The following is a 22,839-nucleotide window of genomic DNA, read 5'->3' on the forward strand; positions in this document are numbered from 1 at the left end:
CTCGGCGGGTTTGCTTGCGCTTGCCGGCGTACTCAAAGTCGGAAAAGCTCATCTGGCTCATGGGCGGCTCGGATCAGGTGTTGCGGGGATTCTCGCATAACTGAAGGCTTGTTCGGAGATTCCTTAAGGACCCGAGCGGAAACTTCAAATCGGTAGCTAGGACGGTGAAGTATCGTTCCGATTTAATTGGCAACGGAAGTAAAAGAACGCTTGAAAAACTTGAAATTGAAAAGCGTTTTTGGGAAAGCCAAGGTGTTGATTGGAAAATCGTAACAGACGAGTTTTTTACACGAGATTTGATTAAAAATCTTGGACTAATCAGGAGGTACTCGAAGCTCTCTCGTGATTTAATGAAAGCGCCGTTGCATTCGAATTTTATCGAGTGCCTTGTAAACAGCCGGGAATATTCGTGGACCTTGGCCACCTGTCTAAGAAAAATAGCATCACTTCTGTCCATTTCCTATATAGACGCTCAAGCAATTTTCTTTCATCTGGTTTGGAACAAGATACTGAAAATCGATTTGGTTAACACTCCTCTCCACCTTACTGGTCTAGTTCCTGGCTTCGAAGTTTCCCCGAGCCCTGTCCAAGTATCGTTGAAGGAGAAAATGTCATGACTGTTCTCGTTAATGACGTTTTCGAGCCTGTAACCGATCTGTCGGTCATCGCTACGATAGCCAGGCTCCTTTACCAGGATGAAACGCATGACTTAGCAGTTTTGATGGATCTAGCTGACCCACCCCGGCAGCCATACGCTGTTGGACTGGAGGAGCTGCGTCGATCGTTAGCGTCTGGTCACACCAAATCAGCAGCCATTGCCACGCCCGAGTTCATGCTTGTGCTTGAGGAACAGTTGGATGAGAGAGCCAAGCAAGGCCGGGACGAAAAGTGGGCCGTCATCGCCCCTCTGCTAGATCCTGAATACCCAGGACAAATATTTGTACGAGGTGAGTTAGGCCGACTTGTTAGCAAACGGGCGTCAGAACTCGGAATTCAGCGGAAAACGATCTATCGGCTTCTTTACCGCTATTGGTTATATGGTCAAGTTCGCAACTCATTGCTTAACAATTATACGGCAGTAGGTGTTGCCGATAGAAAATATGATCCGAGCAGGCCACCAGGGCGAAAGCCTAAATTTCAAGGCGTTCTTACTTCGCCTTCAAAGATGCTCAGTGCAGTTGATAAACGATGCATCCGTGTTGGATATGCTCTTTATGTAAGAGATAAGAAATCTTCCATTTCGAGCGCATATGACGAAATGTTGAGACGATTCTACTCTGTTCGAGACATCTCTAAAAACAGTGAAGAAGCGCTTCGTTTGTTGCCTGGTTCAGAACTCCCCAGCTTGAGGCAGTTCCAATATTGGGGGCAGATTTTTTTCGACGAGATTGAAACCGAGCGTGGCCGTAAAGGGTTGAGGAGGTGGTTAAAGGATTGCCGTCCGCTTTCAGGTACCGTTCGAGATTGGCTGCGTGGACCCTGTCATCAGTTCGAAATCGACGCAACGATTGCCGATATTTATTTGGTCAACAGCTACTCTAGACGGATGCTCATTGGTCGGCCCGTCGTTTATATCGTAGTGGATAGTTTCTCCGGAATAATTGCTGGTCTCTATGTAGGATTGGAGGGCCCTAGTTGGAATGGGGCGAGACAAGCGCTGTTCAACGCGTTTACCTCCAAAGTCGAGTTCTGCGCTCAGAACGGCGTTGAAATCAATGCAGATGATTGGAATTGTCACCACCTGCCCCACCAGATTTACGCCGACCGGGGAGAGATGCTGTCACTCGCAGCAGAGGGGTTATCCTCAGGATTGGGAATTGAGATGGGCACTGCTCCACCTTATCGGCCTGATTGGAAGCCTATGGTAGAAAGTCGGTTTGGCATTTTGAATGATTTGACGGGTATCAGATGGCTACCTGGCGGGGTAGCTGCGAGGGACAAAGAGCGCGGCGAGCGAGATTACCGGCTCGATGCCACGCTGAACCTCAAAGAGTTCACCCAAATCCTCATTAATTGCGTGCTCCACTATAACCGACACCATCGACAGCCTGACCGACTGACTCAAGCGATGATGAATGACGGCGTAGAACCTACCCCCAACGGTATATGGAATTGGGCCTGCGACAACGACCTGATCGAATCCAACAAACGTCCCGACGAGCTGGTTTATCTCCACCTTTTACCGCGTGAGCGCGCGACCGTTCAAAAGGGCGGAGTGATGTTTCGCGGCATGCACTACGTGTGTGATATGGCCATAGCGAAAGATTGGTTTGCTAAGGCTCGCAAAGGGGGCGTTTGGTCAATAGAGTGTTGGTTCGATCCGAACTCGGCGGCACACATTTGGATTCAAGGAGAGGCCAAGCAGTTTATCCGTTGTGATCTTCGACGATCGGATGCCGGTTACGCGAATTACCGCTCGGACGAGATTTTTGATCTGCTCGAAGCCTATCGCCAAAAACCGCCTACGCGCCGGCGAGCTGAGCTGGAAAGCCGTGTGCAGCTTAGCGATCAGGTCCACCAGATCATCAGTCATGCGCTCGCAGAACGAAAACAGGAACCTGCTCCGCCTACCAAGGCAGAGGCCACTGGACACATCCGCGAGAACCGCGCAGAAGAACGTCTCCGTGAGCGTGAAAATGCGGTTGTTCCTGAAGGCGTGAGGGTGGAGCCAGCTTCACTTCAATCTGAAACGACACCGAAAGCGCATGATTCATATGCCGGCGAGCGCACCGCGCAGGTTATCGATTTGCTCAAAAGAATTCGGCCAGGACAGGCAAAATGAAAGGTGCACAGACGTTTGCCAATTACGTCAGACAGGACATTAGTGAGTACGCGGGTAACCCGCTGATCGAAGCTTTGCCTCCGATATTGTCGGAGGCGGCGGCTGTTGAACTGATCTCGAACTTTCCTCAGCCGGTGGATCCGAAAGAGCTGACGCTCGAAGGAGCCACTCGAATTCACTGTATCGACAGGCTGAGAACCGTCGTACAGCCGTTCTTGCTACATCTGGAACTGGAGGCCCTGTTCTCACTGCTCATCCGTCGAGGGTATGTCGGGCGTAACCCTATGTCGCCCGCTACCGTCCGGCATTTGCATTCTTTATCGGGAGCTCAGCGTTACCACGATGCGTTCAAGTCCACTGCAGAAACGTTTACCGTCGTCGGCCTGAGCGGCATTGGCAAGTCGACGGCGCTCCACGCCATCTTGAGCCTTTATCCACAGACAATCCGTCATGAGCGCTATGAGGGAAAGCAGTTTGTTCATACCCAAATCACATGGCTGAAGCTTGACTGCCCTCGGGATGGATCGCTGGCTGGATTTTGCCAGCAGTTTTTTTATGCGGTTGGTGACGCTCTAGGAGATAAGGACTACCACAAGCGCTACAGGCATCGAAACATCAATGATGCGCTGCAACAGATGGAGCAGGTGGCCAGCACGTTTTTCATCGGCGCCTTGTTGATCGACGAGCTGCAAAACCTCCACCTGGCGAAAACCGGTGGTAAAGAGAGCATGCTGAATTTTTTCCTGCACTTGGTAAACAACATCGGTATCCCGGTGGTTTTCAGTGGCACGAACTCGACAATTAGCCTGTTCTCAGAAGCCATGCGGACTGCCCGCCGAGTTTGTGGTGCCGGTACGCTCGAATTCAAACGATTCGAAAAGGATGATGAGGAGTGGCGGTTGTTGGTCGAAAATCTCTGGAGCTATCAGTGGTGCAAGCAGACTGCCGAGCTGACCGACGAGATTTTTGACACGCTGTATGAACACACTCAAGGCGTGACAGATTTCCTGGTCAAGCTGCTGGTATTGAGTCAGCGTTATGCGGTCCAGAGTGGCTCGGAGTGTTTGACTGCCGAGGTCATGGTGAAGGTAAGCAACTCAAAAATGCAGATTCTAAAGCCAGCCCTTTCAGCCCTGCGTAGCCGTGATCCGAAGCGGATGCGACAGTTTGACGATTTGCTGCCGATTGAGGATCAACTGAGCGAAATGATGGTCTTCGATGGATTGGCACGAGAGGATCGCCTCACCTTGCTTCGAAGCGTTGTATCCCGTGAGAAACCGGCAGACCCATCTCCAACCATTCTTGCGAAAGATCACCCATCGCCGATTGCTACTGCTGTGGAAAACTCAGAGGCTAAAGCGCTTAGCGAACATGACGCTCCCCTCGACGCTCTGCGCGCTGCGGGCTGGCTCAACGAGGACCTGTTTGAGTTCTCACCGATGTATCACAAAGCGTGAGTAGGAGGGGGGTGAAGTGCAGCTTAAACTCCATTTCTTCCCCGCCGCGTTTCCCGACGAGACGCTGCACAGCGTGATTTCTCGTTATGCCCGTCTTTGCGGTGTTCGTAATTGCCAAGCAGCATTTGCCGGACTGAAATCGGCGGCAGCTTTTTCGCAGAATGTGGCATTCCCGAGTCACTTAGGGGATTTTGTCGACGCGCTACCCAGCGGTACCGAGCTATCGGTAGCCGCCGTCCTGATGCGCCACACATTACTACCCTATTACGCGCCGTTTTTGAGGGGGAGCCAGGTTGAACACGCTCGGACGCTGATGACCGCTGGTGGTAAAGGCTTGATGTTAAAGCTGGGCGTCAACGCGAGCCGTATTGGATTCGCCTCCCGAGTGCGGTTATGTCCAGAATGTATCGCCCAAGATCAGGCTCAACGGGGAGTCGCTTACTGGCACAGGGTCCACATGCTTCCAGGCGTGCTGGTATGTCCGCATCACGGTACGTCACTCAGGATCCTTGATCCTCGCTGGTCCAGCCGCAGCTCTCGACAACTCAATCTGCCCAGTGATGAGAATGTGCAAGCACACACAGTACTTCTCGACACCCCGTTGCGGTGCATGCCACCGCTTCACGAAATCGCGTTGCGCTCACTTCAGGTCCTCGAGTCTGAAGTCACTGCTTTGTCGGCGGAGGCGGTGCGCTTCACGCTTTTACACAGGGCAACGCAGCTCAACCTTGCTTCTGATAACCATCGCTTGCACCTGCACTTGCTGGCGCAGCACATGGCCGATTTTTTTGCCGCACTCCCGCGAGAATGGGAATTTTCTATACTCGGAGATGTTCGTGCAGGTACACCCGCCTCATGGGTCACGAAGCTGCTTCGTACGCCTATAAGCTCTCACCATCCGCTCAAATACATCTTATTGGCCGGTGCTCTGGGCGTTGAAATGGTGAGCTTGCTGCATGGTCAATGCCCTGTGAAACAGGCGGTGGCATGTGATCCGAAAGCTCACATTCGGCTTCACGCGCGCCTTTCTCCGGTGATGCCTGGTGAAGGCCTGGACTGTTCGTCAGCCGCTGTGTGGGAACATGCTCTTGAAGGAGCTGATGCCAAAAAGATCGCTGCCGTTCTAGGCGTTTCATCAGCATATGTCTATCGTCACATCCGAAATGTACCCGGCGGGCAAGATGCTTGGAGGGAGGCGCGATTTCACATTGAGCTATGCGCAAGACGCGCGGCTTTCGAGGCTGATTATCGATTGTACAAAGCACATGCATGCAGGGGGTATGCGTGGCTGTATCGTCACGACAGACAGTGGCTTTCGGAGTCAACTGCAAACCCAAGCCCCCATCGTACGCCCCGTCTGAATAGCGCCGAAATGTTCGCTGCCCTCGATGCGAGACTGTCCGGCGAAGTCCGTCAGTGTGCCGACACGCTTTATGCTCTCGCGGGTAAGCCTGTCCGCATTTCGCGTACCAGGATTGGTCGGGAGCTTCATGTTCTTTCTCGCTTCGAAAAGCAGCTCTGCAAGCTTCCTCTCTGTGCAGCAATGCTCGAAAAAGTATGTGAACCAATCGAAGGCTTTCACGATAGGCGTCTGCAATGTGCTAGACGCCAATTGTTCTCGGAGGGCATGCCTATATCACGTTCTTCGCTCTACAGAGTCGCGAGCATTCGGCCCCCGCTGTAATCCAGCCGGGCATTCTCTCCATCTAAAAAAAGTTCTAAATCAATTCACCGTGAACACATTGTTTTTCTGTTAATGAAAATTTGCACCCACGAGAATAGCGTCGGCATACGCTGGATCATCACAATCATCATCTAAAACGTACTAACCCGCGATCACCCGAAATAGTTTTGCAATCGCCATTGGCTGACCTACACGGGTTATCGATACGTGTTCTGTATTTCAAGGAGTACGGGCGCGGCGGGGTTTAGATGAATTTACTACGATTCAAAATTGAGCGGCTGTGTCATTTCCAAATCCAGACCGGATACAGAATTTTACGGGTTGCATATATACTGCCCCCGGATGCACGTTCTCTTCGACCCCTACCTTTAATTGGTAAATGATGTCTGATCTATTATTTTTTCCCGTGTCGATGCCGGATGAAATGCTGCACTCTCGTGTCACCCGCTATCACTATCTGTCAGGCAATAGAACCGCGACAGAAACCTACCGCGATTTGTTCGCATCGAAACCCTTTTGCATTGGTGGCATCGTACCCAAGCAGATCGAGAGGCTCGCACACAGGCTGCCGGGGCAATCGGAGAGCAATCTCGCAGAGCTGATCAGTAGCAATACTACTTTTCCTGCTTACCGGCCGTTTCTTGGGGTTAAGCAGGGGCCGGAGAACAACGAAGGACCGCTGGGTTATGACGGGGTGGTACGGGTGCCCCGCAGAGAAGAGTCCACCCATGGCAAGGCTAAGCTTTGTCCTACCTGCGTTCAGGAAGATTTGATTGAGCGGGGTTCTGCCTACTGGCATCGATCTCACCAGATACCCGGTGTTGCCGTCTGTTGGCGTCATGGCGACGCATTGATCCATGCCTGCCCCGAGTGCTCTCGCCCGTTCTACCGTAAATTGAAGCTGCTTCCCAATCTGACTGAGCCATGCGCATGCGGCTGGAGCCCGTTAAACAGCGCAGCAATACACAAGGGTTCAAAGATGGAACAGAAAGTCGCTCTGTTCGCACACGATATCTTGCAACGCAATATTCCTCCGATAGGCAGTACGGTATTGAGTTCGTGCTACGTCCGCCAATGCAAGAAGCGCGGATTCATTTTCGGAAAAAATGCGGGTATTGCGAAACTATTCGACAGCATCCAAAGCGCTTACGGCGATGAACTTTTGGCGCAGATTGATCCAGCCTACAACAACGGAAAGCATGAGCAATGGATCCGGCTCAAATCAGATAAAGGTCAGCTAAATATGCCGCTCGCGCGGCATTTGATCATTGCTCTACATTTGTTTTCCAGTGCAGATGGCTTTGAAGAGGCTCTGAAGAATGAGTCAATCCTGCTGAGTGCCGCTGTTTCTCCGCGAGCGCCCAAAGTCGAAGAATCGCGTCTTAGCCAAAAAACTAGATATCGCCAAAAAATCGAGTTGCTTTTAGCGCTGCGTACCGATGCCAATATCGAGTACCTCTGGAAGAAGGCGTACAAACCTACGCAATGGATTCTAGAAAATGATAACGCATGGTTAATGGCAAAACTCCATGCCCCTAAAAAAGCTACAGTTAAGGTCGAAAAGTCCGTCGATTCAAGAGACGACGCCTATGCAGCCCTTATCGAAGCGGGCGTAGATGAGCTGTATAAAGTTACGAAAGATCCGAAGAGAGTGAACATTCGGAATTTGCAATCGCTGCTCCCAGGTTCATTACCTCATGAGCTGTATCTACGCAAGCAGAGGTTCCCTCTTACTTATCAACAGATCAAGATTCATCAGGAGTCAGTATGGCATTTCCGTCTAAGAACTTTGGTGTGGACTGTCTCTGAACTCATCAGGATGAAGCTCCCCGTGAATTACTCGACGGTAAGATTGACCTCAGCGGTATCAAGCAAGGTTTTCCTGGTTTTCTCCAGTTTCTTTGAGTGGGATCTGGAAAGCCTGGCAAGAACCGGGGTCGACGCGGAGGCCCTGCTCAGGTCTACCGGCGTATCGAGGAATTGGGAGGGACCACCGGTTCAAATAAGCTTTTGAGGGCATCTTTGTTCCGTCAGCGTCTGCCAACCTTTGGTGTTAACAAAAATCCCATCTGGCTTGAAAGCGTAAATGCGGGGTAGCGTCCACCTTTCACATTAGTAACCTTCGCGGCAGCTTTCTGAAAGCTTTCACTTGTTACTCTTTAACTCAGTAAATTGAGCTTTAGGAGAAAATCATGACAGCAATGACAGCAGTGAAAGCGTTTTGCGCCGCTTCGATTTTGACCTTATCTTCATTAGCCATGGCGGAAGGAGGCGGTGACCGCGTGTATGGTCGAATGATGCAAGAGAACCAACAAGCAATGGAACAATATGCCTCAAGGAACGGCAAGACTCCTCCTGAAGTTGTTCATTATGAATATGGTATGAACCTCGATATCCAGAAGGTCGTCAGTGTCACGCAAGCCAATAAAACCTGTGGGGTTGCTCCTTCGCGCATGACCTATGAAGACTCTACGGGCAAGCTTAACACCGTGGAATATAAGGTCATGGCCGACAACTGCCCCCATGGAAGCTAGACAATGAAAATTATTTAAGAACTGCATAATTCTCCTTTGTCCGAAACTAGCTTACTGCTCGCTGACGTAGAAGTAATTTTCAGGAAAGGCTGAAGTTATCCATTTTATGAAATCATGTCCGTCAGTTGAAGTGTTTCTAACGTACAGTAAACAATTGCTCGACCACCTGATACATCCCGCCTCCTTGTTTTTCCTTTGGTTTGGGAGGTGGTTTAGGCGCCCTAGTGGCGCCTTTTTTACGTTCGAAATGAGCTATTTCCTCTGCACGGCCATGACCCTCACCATGCAGGAGCAAGATTAGAAGATCAATTTTCGGGGTATTCAGCAACGACGTGGTCTGTGCCTGCCTTTGACAAGCCGATTACCTTATACGCGTCATGTTTCCCGTCCACTTCCATTCCTGGGGAGCCGGCCGGCATGCCTGGAACGGCAATCCCGAGCAGGTCATCACGTTTGCTCATCGCAATGATTTGCTCGGCGGGCACGTGACCTTCAACAAACTTTCCGTTGATGGTTGCTGTGTGACAAGACGAGAGCTCAGGAGAAATCCCGAGACCGCGCTTGATCGCGCTCATGTTGGTTTCCACGTGATCAACGACGGTAAAGCCGCTAGCTTCAAGGTGCTGGATCCATTTCTTGCAGCACCCGCAATTAGCGTCGCGATGTACATCGATCGTCAATGGCTCTGCTGCGTGACTGGCTGAACTGATGAACAGAGCCACGAGAGCAGCGAGACGAAGTGCCCGTCTGCGACGAAGAGATTTATTTCGCATGGGTATGTTCCTTCCCATCAGTATGTGTATGTGGTTTGGGCTGTACGGTTGGAGTCGGGGCCGCATCATCTGAAGCTTCCCTAACCTTATGATCGGCGTGGTCAGCAGGCTCATTTGCAGACGGCGCTGCGGAGGGGCCATGGGCATGTGCCGTGTTTTTCTCGTCATCATGAGCGCGGACTTCCGCCCTTTGGTTGGCAGCACCTGCGCCACTTTGCCCCTGGGTCGTTCCATGCTGACCCTCATGGTTGTGCATCACGCTTTCGCCACCACCGTGTTGATGGCCACCGCTACTCGTGATCAGAGCCTTGTATTGCTCTGCATCCAGTGACGGAAGTTGCTGGAGAAATGCGACCATCCCCCATATGTAGGGATCGGCCATGCTTTTGCCCCACGCGGGCATGCCGGTGGATTTGATGCCGTGCTTGATGATCCAAAAAGCTGCGGCTGGGTGCCCATCGACGCCCAGTTTCGAAAGGTTCGGAGGTGCGGGGTAAAGGCTGTTACTCAGTTCGGTGCCTGCAAGCCCCGGAGCCAAATGGCAACCGACACACATCGAGTTGTAGTTGCCAGCACCTTCACGGATGAGGGCTTCTTGGCTCAGGTCGGGGACCTGAATGTTGCGCGAGCGCACTTCGATCGAGCGATCCCGAGCAATAGAAAGTATTGCGTAGACGGGGGCGGAGTGCGGGTCATCCGCCCCGACATTGATCACGCCGAAATACACCGCGCCGGCAGCCGCTGCTACGGTGGCCAGACCAGCAGCTATCAGTGCCTTCAGCGTTATTTTCATACTTGGTTCTCAGAACCACATCCGAATACCGGCGACAAAGCGTGCCTCGCTGGCATCTTCACCTTCCTCACGTGCAAAGTCTGCCGTATTACCATAAGAACGGCTCCAACTCACCCCGATATAAGGGGCAAATTGCCGGACAATCTCATAACGCAATCGGAGCCCCACTTCGGTGTTGGCTAATCCGGACCCGATGCCGCGCTGAGGGTCATTCTTCCCATAAAAATTGACCTCGGCCGTCGGCTGCAAAATCAATCGATTCGTCAGCAGAATGTCGTAATCGCCTTCCAGCCGAGCAGCCGATTGACCGTTCTCACCGATGTAGGCTGTTGCTTCGGCCTCGAAGTTGTAGAGGGCCATGCCCTGAATGCCGAGTGCGGCCCAGGTTTGAGGAGACCCTGGTTTGAAATCCTGTCGTACACCGGTGACGACGTCCCACCACGGTCCGATGGAGTGCCCCCAGAGCGCGGATAATTCAGCGCTTTCCGTCACGCCATTGGTACGTTCGCCTTCCGAGCGCAACCACAGTCGATTAATGTCACCGCCGATCCATCCTTTTGCATCCCAAGCCAACGCACTACCGTTGTCAGCATCCTGGTATTCAAACTTATCCAGCAGCATGAAAGAGTTGATTGTTTTGTCGTGGACACCATGACCAGCGACATCTGGAAAGGCGGCTGCACGGTCAGCATCGGTAAGTACGGGGACAGGGGTTCGACTGGTTGTCGTCGTTCCTTCATCCATACTTTCCATGCCGGTCATTTGACCGTCGTCCATTTTCATCTTGCTGTGGTCCATAGCCCCCATGTTGCTATGGTCCATCGCTCCCATGGAGCCATGGTTCATCTTGGAGTGATCCATCTTTTCAGCGGCGTGAGCCACGGCAAAGAAGACAGGACTCGTAGAAACTGCCAATACCATCAACGTTGGGCGTAAAAAATTCCTGGTCATGATCTCAATCCGCCTTCTTGTTTTCTTGGTCATGATCCATCGACTCATGGCGCATCTTGGTATGAGGCATCGTCGCGTGATTCGGCGTTGCCTCGTTTGACTTGGTCGCAGTCTTGTTCGGCGCATCCGCAGAAGTAGCAGGTGAAGGATCACCACTTTCTTCGACTGCCAATGCTACGCAGGAGAACCCACCCATGAGGCCAAAGGCAAAGAGGCAACCGACCAGCGATTTACGATTTAGGTGTGTGCTCACAGATCGTCTCCTTTACTCATCAACCCGTACTTCACGGAACATGCCCATTTCCATATGGAAAAGCAGGTGGCAGTGATAGGCCCAGCGACCTAAAGCATCGGCGGTGACTCGATAGCTGCGCTTGGTACCCGGTGGCATGTCGATTGTGTGCTTACGTACCATGAACTTGCCGTTTTCATCTTCAAGGTCGCTCCACATTCCATGAAGGTGGATGGGGTGCGTCATCATGGTGTCGTTTACCAAGGTGATGCGAAGACGCTCCCCGTACTTGAGACGAAGGGGCTCAGCATCAGAAAATTTGATGCCGTTGAAGGACCAGGAAAACTTTTCCATGTGACCGGTCAGATGCAGCTCAATGGTGCGATTGGGCTCGCGGCCATCAGGGTCCTGGAAAGTACTCTTCAGATCTGAGTAAGTGAGCACCCGTCGACCGTTGTTCCGCAAACCGATACCTGGATCGTTCAGTTTTGGCGTTGGGTTCATGGCCTGCATGTCAACCAACGGGTTGTTGGTTTCGGACGCTGGGTGAGATTGCATCTCGCCTCCCATGCCGCCCATCCCTGCCATCTGGCTGTGATCCATGCCGGCCATGTTGGACATGTCGCCTTTGTCCATCCCCGCCATCTTGCTGTGGTCCATGCCGGCCATGTTGGACATGTCACCTTTGTCCATACCTGCCATCTTGCTATGGTCCATACCGGCCATGTTGGTCATGTCACCGCTGCCCATGCCGGTCATTCCGGTCATGTCACCTTGGTCCATTCCCTGCATCTTGCTGTGATCCATGCCAGCCATACCTGACATGTCACCCGGTTTCATATCGCCGCCGCCCATGCCAGCCATGCTGCCATGGTCCATGCCAGCCATACCGCCCATGCCCATGTCATCCATGGTCAAGAGCGGACGTGGATCGATCGCCGGTACCGGTGCTTTCAGTCCTTCACGAACTGCCAAGGTCCCCCGCGCATAGCCGGTTCTATCCATGGACTGGGCGAAGATTGTGTAAGCCTCCTCGGTGGCAGGCTCAACAATCACATCATAGGTTTCTGCCACGGCGATTCGGAATTCATCGACACTGACTGGTTGGACATATTGGCCGTCGGCCGCCACCACGGTCATTTTCAAACCAGGAATGCGAACATCGAAATAGCTCATCGCTGAGCCATTGATAAAGCGCAGGCGCAGCTTCTCGCCAGGCTTAAAAATACCGGTCCAGTTGCCGTTCGGCGCTTGGCCATTCATGAGGTAGGTGTAGGTATCCCCGCTGACGTCTGCCAGATCAGTGGGGTTCATTTTCATTTCGGCCCACATTTTCCGGTCGGCGACGGCAGCAGACCAACCTTGCTTGCTGACGTCGTCGATGAAGTCGCCCACGGTACGTTTGTGGTGGTTGTAGTAGTCCGATTGTTTCTTGAGTTTGGCCATGACGCGACCAGGATCCTCATCGGTCCAATCAGTCAGCATCACCACATAGTCGCGATCGTATTGAAACGGCTCAGGCTCTTTCGAATCGATTACGATTGGCCCGTAAACGCCTGCCTGCTCTTGTAACCCGGAGTGGCTGTGGTACCAGTACGTGCCGTTTTGATGCACGTTGAACTTGTACTCGTACATGCCGTCCGGCGCGATGCCGTGGAAACTCAAACCCGGTACCCCATCCATGTTGGCAGGCAAAATGATGCCGTGCCAGTGAATGGAGGTGTCTTGCTCCAGACGGTTTTTCACGCGCAGAGTGACCGTCTCTCCTTCGCGCCAACGCAGCAAAGGCCCCGGCAACGAGCCATTGATGGTCATGGCTGTGCGCGGCGAGCCAGTGATGTTTACCGGCGTTTCACCAATAAACAGATCAAATTCGTTGCCGGTGAGGACGCTCGGCAGACCTGGACTGGTCACTGCCCATACAGGAGTGCGCCACAGACCAAGGCCGCCAAGGATGCCGCCGGCGGCCAGGCCTTTAACGAATGTCCGTCTAGAGGTTTTGGAATGCATGCCGTTTATTTCCAATCAGTCAAAAGGGAGCCGTTCAAATCAACCCGTGAGTTGGCAAGATGAGCTTCGCTTACCGAAAAAAAGACGAATTTTTCATTGCAAGCGAGCTCAGAAATTGCCACATCTAAACCACCTTCGTGATTACATTTCTGTCAGCTTGGCCGCGTGCCTGATCGTTCAGCAGTTTTTATGGTCCATCGCTTTGGCTTTGCTTTCAGCGACAGGCGGTTGAGCGCTCTGCGTTTGAGCTACCTGGTACGATTCCATCGAATTCGTCCTGGCCACTTCCATACGTGCGAAAGTCCGGTCACCACCGCCTTCAGCCATGGCCAGAGTGGAAACAGTCAGCGCTGCGGCGACGAACAAGGTTTTGATGGTGTTCATATGGGCTACCTCAGATGTGTGAAAATATCCCCTCTGAATCACATGGATTGGACTCTTTGGGGGTGAGCAAAAGACTCAGTTGGACTATAAGAGACACCCCCTGTCAGGAAGCTTAGGCCAATATTACAGTTGTGTCAGTTTGGGATATTTTTCTTGAAGTACACGCTATTTAATACGTATGGTCTCCATCTTTTCGCATTGCGCGACTTTTATTGAATATAAGATTGAAGTGTAATCATTGCTTTGGGTTCCATTAATTCTCACGGAGGCGATGTTCTAGGTCTCTCCATTAAAATTAATAGGAGACTTGAATGCGCTGCTGCAACAGCTGAGTGTTCAATGATCAAAGAAGATAGTAATGCCACCGAGGGTGATTAATTGTGAGTATTAATTTTGAGAAAGCATTAGGCTCCGCAGAAAGAGCATTAGTTTATCGTGGCCAAAGAGCTGAGATCTTGAGTAACAATATCGCGAACGCTGACACTCCGAACTTCAAAGCCCAAGACTTGGATTTTTCTACTGTGCTCGCCAGCCAAACCAAAGAACCTGCTACCACTGCGTTTTCTTTGAAAACAACAAACGCAAAGCATTTTCTTAAGAAAGAATCGGCGGTGGCTATATACGGGCGCGACTTGCTTTACAGCACGCCGGCTCAGCCTGCCTTGGACCAAAATACTGTCGATCAGCAGGTCGAGGTCGCCAAATACACAGAAAACGCAATACGTTTCAACGCGGCTTTTACTCGGTTGAATGGAGCATTCAAGGGTTTGCTCAAAGCTCTGCGCGGTGACTAGCAGCGCAGGCGCATGCGAGCCCATTTTGACCGACACAGCAGCTTAAGTACTCCTAGATTCAGAGGTATTCTCCTCCAGACGGCGCTCTACTCAGGAGCAGGAGTCTCCGTTCAATGGCTGATCTTGGAAGGAAAGCCAACCGCCTCCACAGCTTTACGAAGCTGTTCCGCGTTTTCGCTACTTTCAACACTCACCTTACCGGTTGATCGATCGACTGAGACCGTAGAGTTGCCGTCCAGTGCCTGGATCGCTCTGGTGATTTTGCCGACGCAGCTGCCGCAACCAATGCCTGATACATCTAAGACGACCATGTAAATTACCCTCGTGCTGAGCGGTGTCTTTTCCCCGCAGCGACAGCATCGACGTTGACACCATGGCAAGGTCAACGATTATCTGATCAAGGTCGTGAGCGTCATCGACGCTCAGTCAATTCGACTATTCCTCAACCTCAATGCATTGAAAACTACAGATGCAGAACTGACGCTCATGGCTATGGCAGCGATCATTGGCGACAGGAGGTGCCCCGTCAATGGATAGAGCAAACCAGCGGCAAGAGGTATACCCATTGAGTTGTAGAGAAAAGCGAAGCCCAAATTCTGGCGCATGTTTTTAACTGTGGCGACCGAAAGAGCTCGTGCTCGTAAGATCCCCATCAGGTCACCTTTTACCAGCGTGAGTTGCGCGCTATTCATCGCCACGTCAGTCCCCGTTCCCATGGCTATCCCCACATCTGCTCGCGCTAGGGCCGGAGCATCGTTGATACCGTCACCTGCCATGGCCACTTTTCGCCCGTGTTGCTGTAGGTCTGCCACCAAGCGCTCCTTGTCTTGGGGTTTGACTTCACCGTGAACCTCTTCAATCCCCATCTCCCTGGCGACAGCCCGAGCGGTAGTAAGCCCGTCCCCAGTAGCCATGATGATTTTCACGTTGTGAGCCTTAAGCTTGGTGACGGCCTCTTTTGAGGTTGGCTTGATCGGATCTGATACGGCCAACAAACCTGCCAATGCGCCGTCGACTGCGAGGTAGATAATACTGATGCCGTCAAGTCGCAACACCTCAGCGCGCTCTTGTAGGGAGTTGGTGCTCACGCCTGCGGCTTCCATCAACGCTGTGTTCCCCAGCTGAAGCTTCTTGCCATCGACAACGCCACTGACCCCGATACCCGAATCAGACTCAAAGGATTCCGGCTTGGTGAGCTTGATGTTCACGGCTCGGGCGTGATCGACGATCGCATGTGCTAAAGGATGCTCGCTGCCCTGATCAAGGCTGGCAGCCAGGTGAAGGACGTCGTCGGGATTGAAGGTGGGAGTGGCCTCCACGCTGTGAAACACGGGCCGTCCCTCTGTTAGGGTGCCTGTCTTGTCGACAACCAGCGTGTCGATTCTGCAAAGGCTCTCAATCGCACTGGCATCTCTGAACAAAACACCCATGCTTGCTGCTTTACCTGTCGACACCATGATCGACATAGGCGTAGCAAGTCCCAACGCACAGGGACAAGCGATGATCAGCACGGCGACAGCGTTGATTAGACCAAACACCCAACTGGGCTCAGGGCCGAAAAGCCCCCAACCGATAAATGTCATTATCGCAATCGTGATAACACCCATCACGAAGTAGCCGGCAATCGAGTCGGCCATTCGTTGCATCGGAGCCTTGGAACGCTGAGCTCTCGCGACCATCTGTACGATCTGGGACAGCATGGTTTCGGCACCGACCTTCTGCGCCTCCATTACCAAGCTTCCATGCGTATTCAGCGTGGCGCCGATCAGGCTATCTCCAGCTTTCTTCATTACCGGGACTGGCTCGCCAGTGAGCATCGACTCATCCACCGCACTTTCACCCTCAAGTACCGAACCATCAACTGGCACCTTCTCACCTGGTCTGACCCGTAAGTGGTCTCCCAGGTGCACATGGGTGAGAGGAATGTCTTCCTCATGGCCATCGGCATTGATCCGACGTGCAGTTTTGGGCGAAAGGCCGAGAAGAGACTTAATGGCGGCGGAAGTTTGTGATCGGGCTTTGAGCTCAAGGATCTGGCCAAGCAACGTGAGCGAGATGATGACCGCTGCCGCTTCGAAGTAAACGCCGATACGTCCATCTTGCATGAAATTGGCGGGAAAACTTTGGGGGAAGATTGTTGCTATGACGCTGTACAGATAAGCTGCGGCAGTGCCCAACCCAATCAGAGTCCACATGTTGGGACTGCGATTTTTAACCGAGGCCAGTCCCCTTACAAAAAAAGGCCATCCTGCCCATAAGGTCACGGGTGTCGCCAGAGCGAACTCGATCCAGTTTTGAGCTGAACCATGAAGAAGTTGTAACGAGTGACCCGCCATCGCGAGCACGGTTACGACCACGGTTAAGGGCAGCGACCACCAGAAGCGGCGATTGAAATCCCGGAGTTCAGGATTTTCTTCTTCATCAAGTGCCGGCATGACAGGCTCTAGTGCCATGCCACATTTAGGACAGTTACCGGGTCCGGTCTGCCGTATTTCAGGATGCATCGGGCACGTAAATTCAGCGCCCGTTTGTACCGCAGACTCCGGCGTTGTGCTGCCTGACTCGTCGCGCACCACGTGGCCACTGTAGCGCTCAGGGTCCGCTCGAAACTTCTCCTGGCATTTCAGGCTACAGAACCGATACGTCTGTCCCTGGTAAGTCTCAGCAAATTTACTCGACGAAGTGACTGCCATTCCACACACCGGGTCATGTAGATCAGCATCATCCCGGGAAGCAGCATGGGTGTGATTATGGTCGTGATGGCCAGAGGTGGTAGGCATGTCTATTCCCCTTGTAAGGTGCTACTAGAAATGAGCATATTCAGTACAACGATTATTTGCGGCTCCACAGTGGTGCGGTGATGTTTCCGCACGGACCCCGGCTGAGTAAGCGTTGCTATGTTACTTGACTTAGCGTAGCCAACTCTTGCGTCGGGCCGGCAGAAACAGCCGACTCCGGTTTATTTCAGATCAAACTCGCCGACCATTCCCGATTGGTAATGCCCCGGCACGTTGCAGGCAAACTGCAGCCCTGCACTGTCGTTGAAGGTCCAGATCAGCTCTTGGGTTGAGCCAGGCTCAATCAGGACACTGTTAGGGTCGTCATGCTCCATTGCGACCATCTTCATTCCGCCCATGCCGTGGCTCATGCCGCTCATCTTCCCGGTACCGGTAGGGCTTAGTGTTCCGTTCTTGAACATGCTTGCCATTTCTTTCTGGTGTGCTGCATGAGCAGCGGCTTTGCCGATGTTGAACTCATGCAGCAGCGAACCCTCGTTGCGAAGGACAAAGCGGATTGTTTCACCAGGTTTTACGTCGATGCTTTTAGGCTTGAAAAAAAAGTCGCCCATCTCGACCTCAACCGTGCGGGTAACGTCAGAGGCCACACCAGGCTGGCCTATGTCGTCTTGTCCATGCCCTGCATTAGCCATAGCCGTGGCAGCGAATAACAGGGTCATTGCTGCGATGAACGGAGTAGCGAGCGTAGTTTTCATGGTGACCTCAGGAATACGTGGGAACATTGGCTATGCTAATGATGCTCAGCTGCCAGCTAACTGACTTGGGCATTACTTCTTTGTCAGTTTTCTAAATAGATACGGCGTCCAATTGACGCCGCAACAAGATGCTGACAAGTACTTATCCAGGGGGCGTTTATTGATGGTTTTCTGAAAGCATCAATTTGTGCTCGCGCTGCATCTGGCGCAAAACGTCATCAACGATTTTGTCGTGCTTCTCCATCCAGGCTAGATGCTCTTGGGGTGACATTGAGGCATCTGGGTGATCGTTGTGGAGCTGGCTCATGATGTCCCCAAGCATCTTCATGTGTTCTGCCATGTGGACGTGACGCTCTCCTTCAGGGGCTTGTTCAGCTTTCATCAACGTGGCTTCGGCCTTGTCGCGCAAACCTTCCATACGCTCAATGACTCGATCTCCGCCGCTTTCAGCCCACACAGAAGCCGAGACCAGTATCGAGCTTACAAAAAACAGCATTTTCAGGCGGTTCATAGGGGTAGCTCCTCATGAGGGAATCCGACTTCCATACGATTCATCGCTCAGAGGTCGGTCGAGCACCAATGAAGTACTCATGTCTGAACCCTAGCCAGCACTCGCTGACATCTACCTGAAGCCAAGATTACTTTTCTGTCAGTTGCTGGTTGGCTGCCAGTTTTCGTTGCAGACTCCGCTTAACCTTTATCTGAGAACGACCTCATGAGACTTCTTGTCGCTGAAGACGAACCAAAAATAGGTATCTATTTGCAGCAAGGGCTCAACGAGGCCGGGTTCAATGTCGACCGTTTCACGAATGGAAAAGAGGCGCTTCAGCACGCTTTGAGCGAAGCCTATGATCTGCTGATTCTCGACGTCATGATGCCGGGTTTGGATGGCTGGGAAGTCCTGCAGAAGGTTCGCGCTTCCGGGAAAGACGTCCCGGTGCTTTTTCTCACCGCCAGAGACCGCGTTGAAGACCGAGTGAAGGGACTTGAACTCGGTGCGGATGACTATCTGATCAAACCCTTCGCGTTTTCTGAATTGCTTGCTCGAGTCAGAACGTTGCTGCGTCGCGGTAGCAGCGCACCTTCGCAAACCTTTATGAAACTGGCTGACCTTGAAGTGGACCTGCTCAAGCGTCGAGCCATCCGAGGAGGCAAACGCATAGACCTTACGGCCAAAGAGTTTGCGTTGCTTGAGCTTCTGCTGCGTCGTCGAGGGGAGGTGCTGCCAAAGTCTCTTATCGCCTCCCAGGTTTGGGATATGAACTTCGACAGCGATACCAACGTTATCGAGGTTGCAGTGAGACGGCTCAGGGCCAAGATAGACGACGATTTTGAGGTCAAGTTGATTCATACCTCAAGGGGAATGGGTTACATGCTCGATGCACCAGATTCGGAGTCGTGATGAACCGGATGTCCCTGACGACTCGTATGAGTCTGATGTTTATGCTCGCGGTAACGGCTGTGCTCACGGTCGCCGGACTCAGTTTCAATAACCTCAGCCGGCATCATTTTAAGATGCTGGATCAGCAGGCATTGTACGAAAAACTCCACTCGACTCAGCGGATCTTGTCCGGGCTGAGCAACATCGATCAATTCAGCGAGGCTAAACCGGAGTTAGAAGCGCTGCTGGGCGCACACCGTGATTTGACTGCGCTTATCATCGATGGCGACGGCAAGGTGCTGTTTGCGGATCCCGGCCCGGTCGACGTTCCGAAGGCGTTTCGCACAACCACAAACACAACCGTCTGGGAATGGCGGGAGCAAGAGCAGATGTTCCGTGGTGTGACTGCCCAATCCGTAGTGACGGGACAAGAAAGGCCATTAACTGTCATGTTGATTTTTGACGTTACTCAGCATATGTCCTTTTTCGAGACGCTCGAACGATGGTTTTGGATAGGGTTGGTGATCAGCGCATTGGTCAGTGCTGCACTCGGCTGGATGGTAGCTAGCAGTGGCATGCGGCCTATCCGCCAGGTCACACGGGTAGCTGCCTCCATGTCAGCAAAATCACTCAAGGAGCGTATTCCCCTGGCACCCGTTCCGAAAGAGCTTCAACAGATGGTGTTGTCGTTCAACGCCATGTTATCCAGGCTCGACGATGCATTTGTCCGGTTATCCAACTTTTCGGCAGACATTGCCCACGAACTACGGACCCCCGTGAGCAACTTGATGACCCACACTGAAGTGGTGCTTTCGAGAAAAAGAAACATCGAGGACTACGAAGACAATTTGTACTCCAATCTTGATGACTTGAAGCGCATGAGCCGGATGATTGATGACATGCTTTTTCTGGCGAAATCTGACAATGGTCTAATTACGCACGAGAACAAGCCAATAGACCTGGTGGCTGTCGTGGAAAAATTGCTTGAGTACTACCGCCTGTTGGCTGATGAACGAGGGATCGAGCTTAAGGTTTCAGGACGGGGGAGCGTGCGAGGTGATGTCCTTATGCTCCACCGAGCGATTTCCAATCTGCTCTCAAATGCGCTGCGCTACACCTATGAAGGGACGTCAATCAGTGTCGATATTCAGCACAAGGACGCGTCGGTAACGGTTGTCGTGGAAAACCATGGTGAGCCCATTGCCCCCGAACATCTTGAAAAGCTGTTTGATCGTTTTTATCGCGTGGACCCAGCGCGGCGAGAAGGAAGTCCGAGCAACGCAGGGCTAGGTCTGTCGATTACCCGATCAATTGTCGAAGCGCACAATGGCAAGATCTGGTGTACGTCAGGCGACGGGAAAACGGCTTTTCATCTTGAGTTTCCGGCCGTCGATTCCACGGTTAGCTGAGCGAGGAAACATTTGTGATCAACGGCGTCTTGGCGTTCTGCGCTTAGCTACGCCTCTGCGAATTTGCGGAGTGATTGAACTCCCCGGTCCTGCGGTACGCCGTCTCTTCTCCAGGCCTTGCTACGCTCAACGATTAGATGCCAAACATCGTATCAAGCTGACTGAAATGTAATCGAACAGTTTGTGATCGTGTGGCATCGTGTTCTCGCACTGTGACGTTAGGGCTAGCGAGTTTCTCCTGTTCAACTTGGCGAAGAGGACGGGGGCTCCGAGTTAATCAACAGTGGTTTTTAAAGAAATTAAAAACTAGTTCCTCCCAAAAAACCTCGAATCAACAGCGCTCGCTGTGAGGAGTCTTGCATGTCATTCCTTAAAACTACGTCCGTGGCCGTTGCAATCACTGCTGGTTTGCTTCTGAGTGCAGTGGCCCAAGCACATCCAAAACTACTTTCTTCCACTCCGGCAGAAGGCTCGGATGCGGCGGCTCCGTCGAAAATCGAACTGCATTTTTCTGAGAATCTCACCACTCAGTTTTCCGGTGCAAAGCTGATCATGACCGACATGCCTGGCATGCCTAACTCACCCATGGGTGTAAAGGCCGCTGTCGCTGCTGGTGGTGATCCGAAAACTATGGTGATTACGCCGGCTGCACCGCTGACCACCGGCACCTACAAAGTTGAATGGCGTGCAGTGTCTTCGGACACCCACCCGATCACCGGCAACTTTTCATTCAAAGTGAAATGATCCATGAGCGACTCATTAAATATCGTGGTTCGCTTTGCTCTCTATTTTGACCTGATGTTGTTATTTGGACTGGCCATATTCGGCCTGTACAGTCTCAGGGGAAAGGAAAGGGTATCGGGCACGGTCTTGAACTTTGAGTCGCTTCTTTACGGTACTTCTATTGCAGGTGTAGCTCTGTCCCTTGCTGCGATGTTGTTGCTTGCAAAAGCAATGAGCGGTGTATCGGAGCTTATGGAGCTACATCACCACATTTTTGAAATGGTCATCATGGGCACCGACGTTGGGCTGACCTGGATGGTTCGGATAGCCGCCTTGGTGGGGGCAATTCTGGGCGTCGCGTTGAATAAACGATATCCGACACCCAGCCTCTGGATCGTCAGCGTCTGTGGAGCAATCGCGTTGGCCACGCTAGCCTGGACAGGGCATGGTGCCATGGACGAAGGCAGCCGCCGCTACTGGCATTTTCTCAGCGACATTTTCCATTTATTAGCGGCAGGTGGCTGGTTGGGTGCTCTAGCGGCCTTCGCTCTACTGCTGCGGTTGAAATCGCTGAAGGGTGAGGAGGAAGCACGTATTCTTGCCCGCGTGCTGACTGGCTTTGAGTCGGCCGGCGGTATGATTGTTGCGATCATAAGCGTTACGGGAGTTGTAAATTACCTTTTCATCGTCGGTCCCAACCTTGATGAGGTCATGCTCAGTACCTATGGCCAGTTGCTGTTTTTGAAGATACTGCTCTTTGCCGGGATGATCGTTTTAGCGACGCTGAACCGCTTTCACTTAAGCCCGCTATTGGAGCGCTCGGTTCGCAATGGGCAATACTCTGTAGCGGTCAATGCCTTGCGCCGCAGCATGAAATTCGAATTCCTGATGGCAATCCTCATCATCTGTCTTGTCGCATGGTTAGGCACGCTAAGTCCTGAAATGGAAATGAGCGCGGAATAGAGGTGTCTGGCACCTAACCAAGAAGCCTGGAACGTGATTGTTAGCACCATTTCTACTGGCTACACTTCAGCACATGACACGCTATCTACGGCTTTGCCTGATTTTACTGATTAGCCTTGCGCTTCCCCTCAGCGGGATGGCGGGTGTTCAGGCGCCGACAGAGCCGTGCCCCATGCAAACCATGGGCATGGCAATGATGGACGGCATGGGCCAAGACTGCTGCCATGACATGAAAAGTCCCACCGAGCACGGAAAACCCTGTAAGCCGGGCCAGGAGTGCAAGACCGGCGGCATGCTGCAAGTCTCCATCGTCAAGCCTCCGGTGACCCTATCTAGCCCCCTCGAAGCGTCCATCTCCATAGATTCCCATCCTGTGCAAACCCCATCAGGGGTATGGCGACCTCCCCGCATTTGATTCCTGTACCACACTGAGCCTCATTCCGCGTCATGCGGGATGGCATATCTGCGCGCATGTC

General features: G+C 52.4%; 21 protein-coding genes and 1 pseudogene. 12 read left to right on the forward strand and 10 right to left on the reverse strand.

Features of this window, described 5'->3' with window-relative positions; genetic code table 11:
* Positions 1–137: 137 nt before the first annotated feature.
* The 6 genes and pseudogenes from CKW37_RS31705 to CKW37_RS31730 form a co-directional block, all read left to right on the forward strand.
* Positions 138–617: pseudogene (locus tag CKW37_RS31705) on the forward strand (TnsA endonuclease N-terminal domain-containing protein); the annotation flags it as partial.
* A complete protein-coding gene (locus CKW37_RS31710) occupies positions 614–2,782 on the forward strand; it encodes a Mu transposase C-terminal domain-containing protein (protein WP_095160023.1) in 2,169 nt (722 codons plus the stop codon). The pseudogene CKW37_RS31705 and the gene CKW37_RS31710, both read left to right, overlap by 4 nt.
* Complete coding sequence (locus CKW37_RS31715) at positions 2,779–4,239, forward strand: ATP-binding protein (protein ID WP_095160024.1); 1,461 nt, start codon at positions 2,779–2,781, stop codon at positions 4,237–4,239. The genes CKW37_RS31710 and CKW37_RS31715 overlap by 4 nt, the downstream gene beginning before the upstream one ends.
* Positions 4,240–4,255: 16 nt before the next feature.
* On the forward strand, positions 4,256–5,923 hold the full coding sequence (locus CKW37_RS31720) for a TnsD family Tn7-like transposition protein (protein ID WP_095160025.1): 1,668 nt from the start codon (positions 4,256–4,258) through the stop codon (positions 5,921–5,923).
* 382 nt (positions 5,924–6,305) lie between these two features.
* Positions 6,306–7,937 carry a TniQ family protein gene (locus CKW37_RS31725; protein WP_256587903.1) on the forward strand — a complete coding sequence of 544 codons (1,632 nt, stop codon included), beginning with the start codon at positions 6,306–6,308 and terminating at the stop codon, positions 7,935–7,937.
* A gap of 187 nt (positions 7,938–8,124) precedes the next feature.
* On the forward strand, positions 8,125–8,457 hold the full coding sequence (locus CKW37_RS31730; RefSeq protein WP_039593249.1) for a DUF2790 domain-containing protein: 333 nt from the start codon (positions 8,125–8,127) through the stop codon (positions 8,455–8,457).
* 305 nt (positions 8,458–8,762) lie between these two features.
* On the opposite strand, the gene CKW37_RS31740 is transcribed toward CKW37_RS31730, so the two are convergent.
* The 6 genes from CKW37_RS31740 to CKW37_RS31760 all read right to left on the reverse strand — a co-directional run bounded on the left by CKW37_RS31740 (position 8,763) and on the right by CKW37_RS31760 (position 13,600).
* Positions 8,763–9,230 (reverse strand): DUF411 domain-containing protein, encoded by a 468-nt coding sequence (locus tag CKW37_RS31740; protein ID WP_070411948.1) that lies wholly within the window; start codon positions 9,228–9,230, stop codon positions 8,763–8,765.
* Positions 9,220–10,023: a cytochrome c gene (locus CKW37_RS31745; RefSeq protein WP_070411947.1), complete on the reverse strand. Its 804-nt coding sequence runs from the start codon at positions 10,021–10,023 to the stop codon at positions 9,220–9,222. The genes CKW37_RS31740 and CKW37_RS31745 overlap by 11 nt, the downstream gene beginning before the upstream one ends.
* 9 nt (positions 10,024–10,032) lie before the next feature.
* Positions 10,033–11,007: a copper resistance protein B gene (locus CKW37_RS31750; protein ID WP_169836537.1), complete on the reverse strand. Its 975-nt coding sequence runs from the start codon at positions 11,005–11,007 to the stop codon at positions 10,033–10,035.
* The gene (locus CKW37_RS32715; protein ID WP_139146094.1) at positions 10,979–11,227 is read right to left on the reverse strand and encodes a hypothetical protein; all 249 of its coding nucleotides are present in this window, start codon (positions 11,225–11,227) and stop codon (positions 10,979–10,981) included. The genes CKW37_RS31750 and CKW37_RS32715 overlap by 29 nt, the downstream gene beginning before the upstream one ends.
* Before the next feature lie 12 nt (positions 11,228–11,239).
* The gene (locus tag CKW37_RS31755) at positions 11,240–13,216 is read right to left on the reverse strand and encodes a copper resistance system multicopper oxidase (protein WP_070411945.1); all 1,977 of its coding nucleotides are present in this window, start codon (positions 13,214–13,216) and stop codon (positions 11,240–11,242) included.
* 177 nt (positions 13,217–13,393) lie between these two features.
* Positions 13,394–13,600: a co-regulatory protein PtrA N-terminal domain-containing protein gene (locus CKW37_RS31760; protein ID WP_070411944.1), complete on the reverse strand. Its 207-nt coding sequence runs from the start codon at positions 13,598–13,600 to the stop codon at positions 13,394–13,396.
* 380 nt (positions 13,601–13,980) lie between these two features.
* On the opposite strand from CKW37_RS31760, the gene flgB reads away from it, so the two are divergent.
* The gene (gene flgB / locus CKW37_RS31765; RefSeq protein ID WP_034115527.1) at positions 13,981–14,394 is read left to right on the forward strand and encodes a flagellar basal body rod protein FlgB; all 414 of its coding nucleotides are present in this window, start codon (positions 13,981–13,983) and stop codon (positions 14,392–14,394) included.
* A 110-nt stretch (positions 14,395–14,504) separates the two neighbouring features.
* Here the strand turns inward: flgB and CKW37_RS31770 are convergent, their stop codons facing one another.
* The 4 genes from CKW37_RS31770 to CKW37_RS31785 form a co-directional block, all read right to left on the reverse strand.
* Complete coding sequence (locus tag CKW37_RS31770; RefSeq protein ID WP_083293928.1) at positions 14,505–14,705, reverse strand: heavy-metal-associated domain-containing protein; 201 nt, start codon at positions 14,703–14,705, stop codon at positions 14,505–14,507.
* A 111-nt stretch (positions 14,706–14,816) separates the two neighbouring features.
* Positions 14,817–17,174 carry a heavy metal translocating P-type ATPase gene (locus CKW37_RS31775; protein WP_083293927.1) on the reverse strand — a complete coding sequence of 786 codons (2,358 nt, stop codon included), beginning with the start codon at positions 17,172–17,174 and terminating at the stop codon, positions 14,817–14,819.
* Between the two features lie 179 nt (positions 17,175–17,353).
* Positions 17,354–17,887: a plastocyanin/azurin family copper-binding protein gene (locus CKW37_RS31780; protein WP_095160028.1), complete on the reverse strand. Its 534-nt coding sequence runs from the start codon at positions 17,885–17,887 to the stop codon at positions 17,354–17,356.
* 157 nt (positions 17,888–18,044) lie between these two features.
* Positions 18,045–18,398, reverse strand: a complete 354-nt coding sequence (locus CKW37_RS31785; protein WP_024616841.1) for a co-regulatory protein PtrA N-terminal domain-containing protein — start codon at positions 18,396–18,398, stop codon at positions 18,045–18,047.
* Between the two features lie 204 nt (positions 18,399–18,602).
* On the opposite strand from CKW37_RS31785, the gene CKW37_RS31790 reads away from it, so the two are divergent.
* The 5 genes from CKW37_RS31790 (at position 18,603) to CKW37_RS33415 (ending at position 22,778) form a co-directional block, all read left to right on the forward strand.
* On the forward strand, positions 18,603–19,289 hold the full coding sequence (locus CKW37_RS31790) for a heavy metal response regulator transcription factor (RefSeq protein WP_019816984.1): 687 nt from the start codon (positions 18,603–18,605) through the stop codon (positions 19,287–19,289).
* Complete coding sequence (locus CKW37_RS31795) at positions 19,289–20,677, forward strand: heavy metal sensor histidine kinase (protein WP_070411942.1); 1,389 nt, start codon at positions 19,289–19,291, stop codon at positions 20,675–20,677. The genes CKW37_RS31790 and CKW37_RS31795 overlap by 1 nt, the downstream gene beginning before the upstream one ends.
* A gap of 360 nt (positions 20,678–21,037) precedes the next feature.
* Positions 21,038–21,421, forward strand: coding sequence for a copper homeostasis periplasmic binding protein CopC (copC, locus tag CKW37_RS31800; RefSeq protein WP_024014909.1), 384 nt, complete (start codon positions 21,038–21,040; stop codon positions 21,419–21,421).
* A gap of 3 nt (positions 21,422–21,424) precedes the next feature.
* The gene (gene copD, locus CKW37_RS31805; RefSeq protein ID WP_070411941.1) at positions 21,425–22,363 is read left to right on the forward strand and encodes a copper homeostasis membrane protein CopD; all 939 of its coding nucleotides are present in this window, start codon (positions 21,425–21,427) and stop codon (positions 22,361–22,363) included.
* Positions 22,364–22,436: 73 nt separating this feature from the next.
* Entirely contained in the window at positions 22,437–22,778 is a 342-nt protein-coding gene (locus CKW37_RS33415; RefSeq protein ID WP_074759366.1) for a hypothetical protein, read from the forward strand.
* Positions 22,779–22,839 lie beyond the last annotated feature (61 nt).

The organism is Pseudomonas sp. Irchel 3E13 (assembly GCF_900187455.1).
GTDB lineage: Bacteria > Pseudomonadota > Gammaproteobacteria > Pseudomonadales > Pseudomonadaceae > Aquipseudomonas.

Excerpts from the sequence above, each read along its gene's own strand:
- CKW37_RS31710 (WP_095160023.1), top strand. The coding sequence starts at position 614 with ATGACTGTTCTCGTTAATGACGTTTTCGAGCCTGTAACCGATCTGTCG.
- CKW37_RS31715 (WP_095160024.1), top strand. The coding sequence starts at position 2,779 with ATGAAAGGTGCACAGACGTTTGCCAATTACGTCAGACAGGACATTAGT.
- CKW37_RS31725 (WP_256587903.1), top strand. The coding sequence starts at position 6,306 with ATGTCTGATCTATTATTTTTTCCCGTGTCGATGCCGGATGAAATGCTG.
- CKW37_RS31730 (WP_039593249.1), top strand. The coding sequence starts at position 8,125 with ATGACAGCAGTGAAAGCGTTTTGCGCCGCTTCGATTTTGACCTTATCT.
- CKW37_RS31740 (WP_070411948.1), bottom strand. The coding sequence starts at position 9,230 with ATGCGAAATAAATCTCTTCGTCGCAGACGGGCACTTCGTCTCGCTGCT.
- CKW37_RS31745 (WP_070411947.1), bottom strand. The coding sequence starts at position 10,023 with ATGAAAATAACGCTGAAGGCACTGATAGCTGCTGGTCTGGCCACCGTA.
- CKW37_RS31750 (WP_169836537.1), bottom strand. The coding sequence starts at position 11,007 with ATGACCAAGAAAACAAGAAGGCGGATTGAGATCATGACCAGGAATTTT.
- CKW37_RS31755 (WP_070411945.1), bottom strand. The coding sequence starts at position 13,216 with ATGCATTCCAAAACCTCTAGACGGACATTCGTTAAAGGCCTGGCCGCC.
- CKW37_RS31760 (WP_070411944.1), bottom strand. The coding sequence starts at position 13,600 with ATGAACACCATCAAAACCTTGTTCGTCGCCGCAGCGCTGACTGTTTCC.
- CKW37_RS31770 (WP_083293928.1), bottom strand. The coding sequence starts at position 14,705 with ATGGTCGTCTTAGATGTATCAGGCATTGGTTGCGGCAGCTGCGTCGGC.
- CKW37_RS31775 (WP_083293927.1), bottom strand. The coding sequence starts at position 17,174 with ATGCCTACCACCTCTGGCCATCACGACCATAATCACACCCATGCTGCT.
- CKW37_RS31780 (WP_095160028.1), bottom strand. The coding sequence starts at position 17,887 with ATGAAAACTACGCTCGCTACTCCGTTCATCGCAGCAATGACCCTGTTA.
- CKW37_RS31785 (WP_024616841.1), bottom strand. The coding sequence starts at position 18,398 with ATGAACCGCCTGAAAATGCTGTTTTTTGTAAGCTCGATACTGGTCTCG.
- CKW37_RS31790 (WP_019816984.1), top strand. The coding sequence starts at position 18,603 with ATGAGACTTCTTGTCGCTGAAGACGAACCAAAAATAGGTATCTATTTG.
- CKW37_RS31795 (WP_070411942.1), top strand. The coding sequence starts at position 19,289 with ATGAACCGGATGTCCCTGACGACTCGTATGAGTCTGATGTTTATGCTC.
- copC (WP_024014909.1), top strand. The coding sequence starts at position 21,038 with ATGTCATTCCTTAAAACTACGTCCGTGGCCGTTGCAATCACTGCTGGT.
- copD (WP_070411941.1), top strand. The coding sequence starts at position 21,425 with ATGAGCGACTCATTAAATATCGTGGTTCGCTTTGCTCTCTATTTTGAC.
- CKW37_RS33415 (WP_074759366.1), top strand. The coding sequence starts at position 22,437 with ATGACACGCTATCTACGGCTTTGCCTGATTTTACTGATTAGCCTTGCG.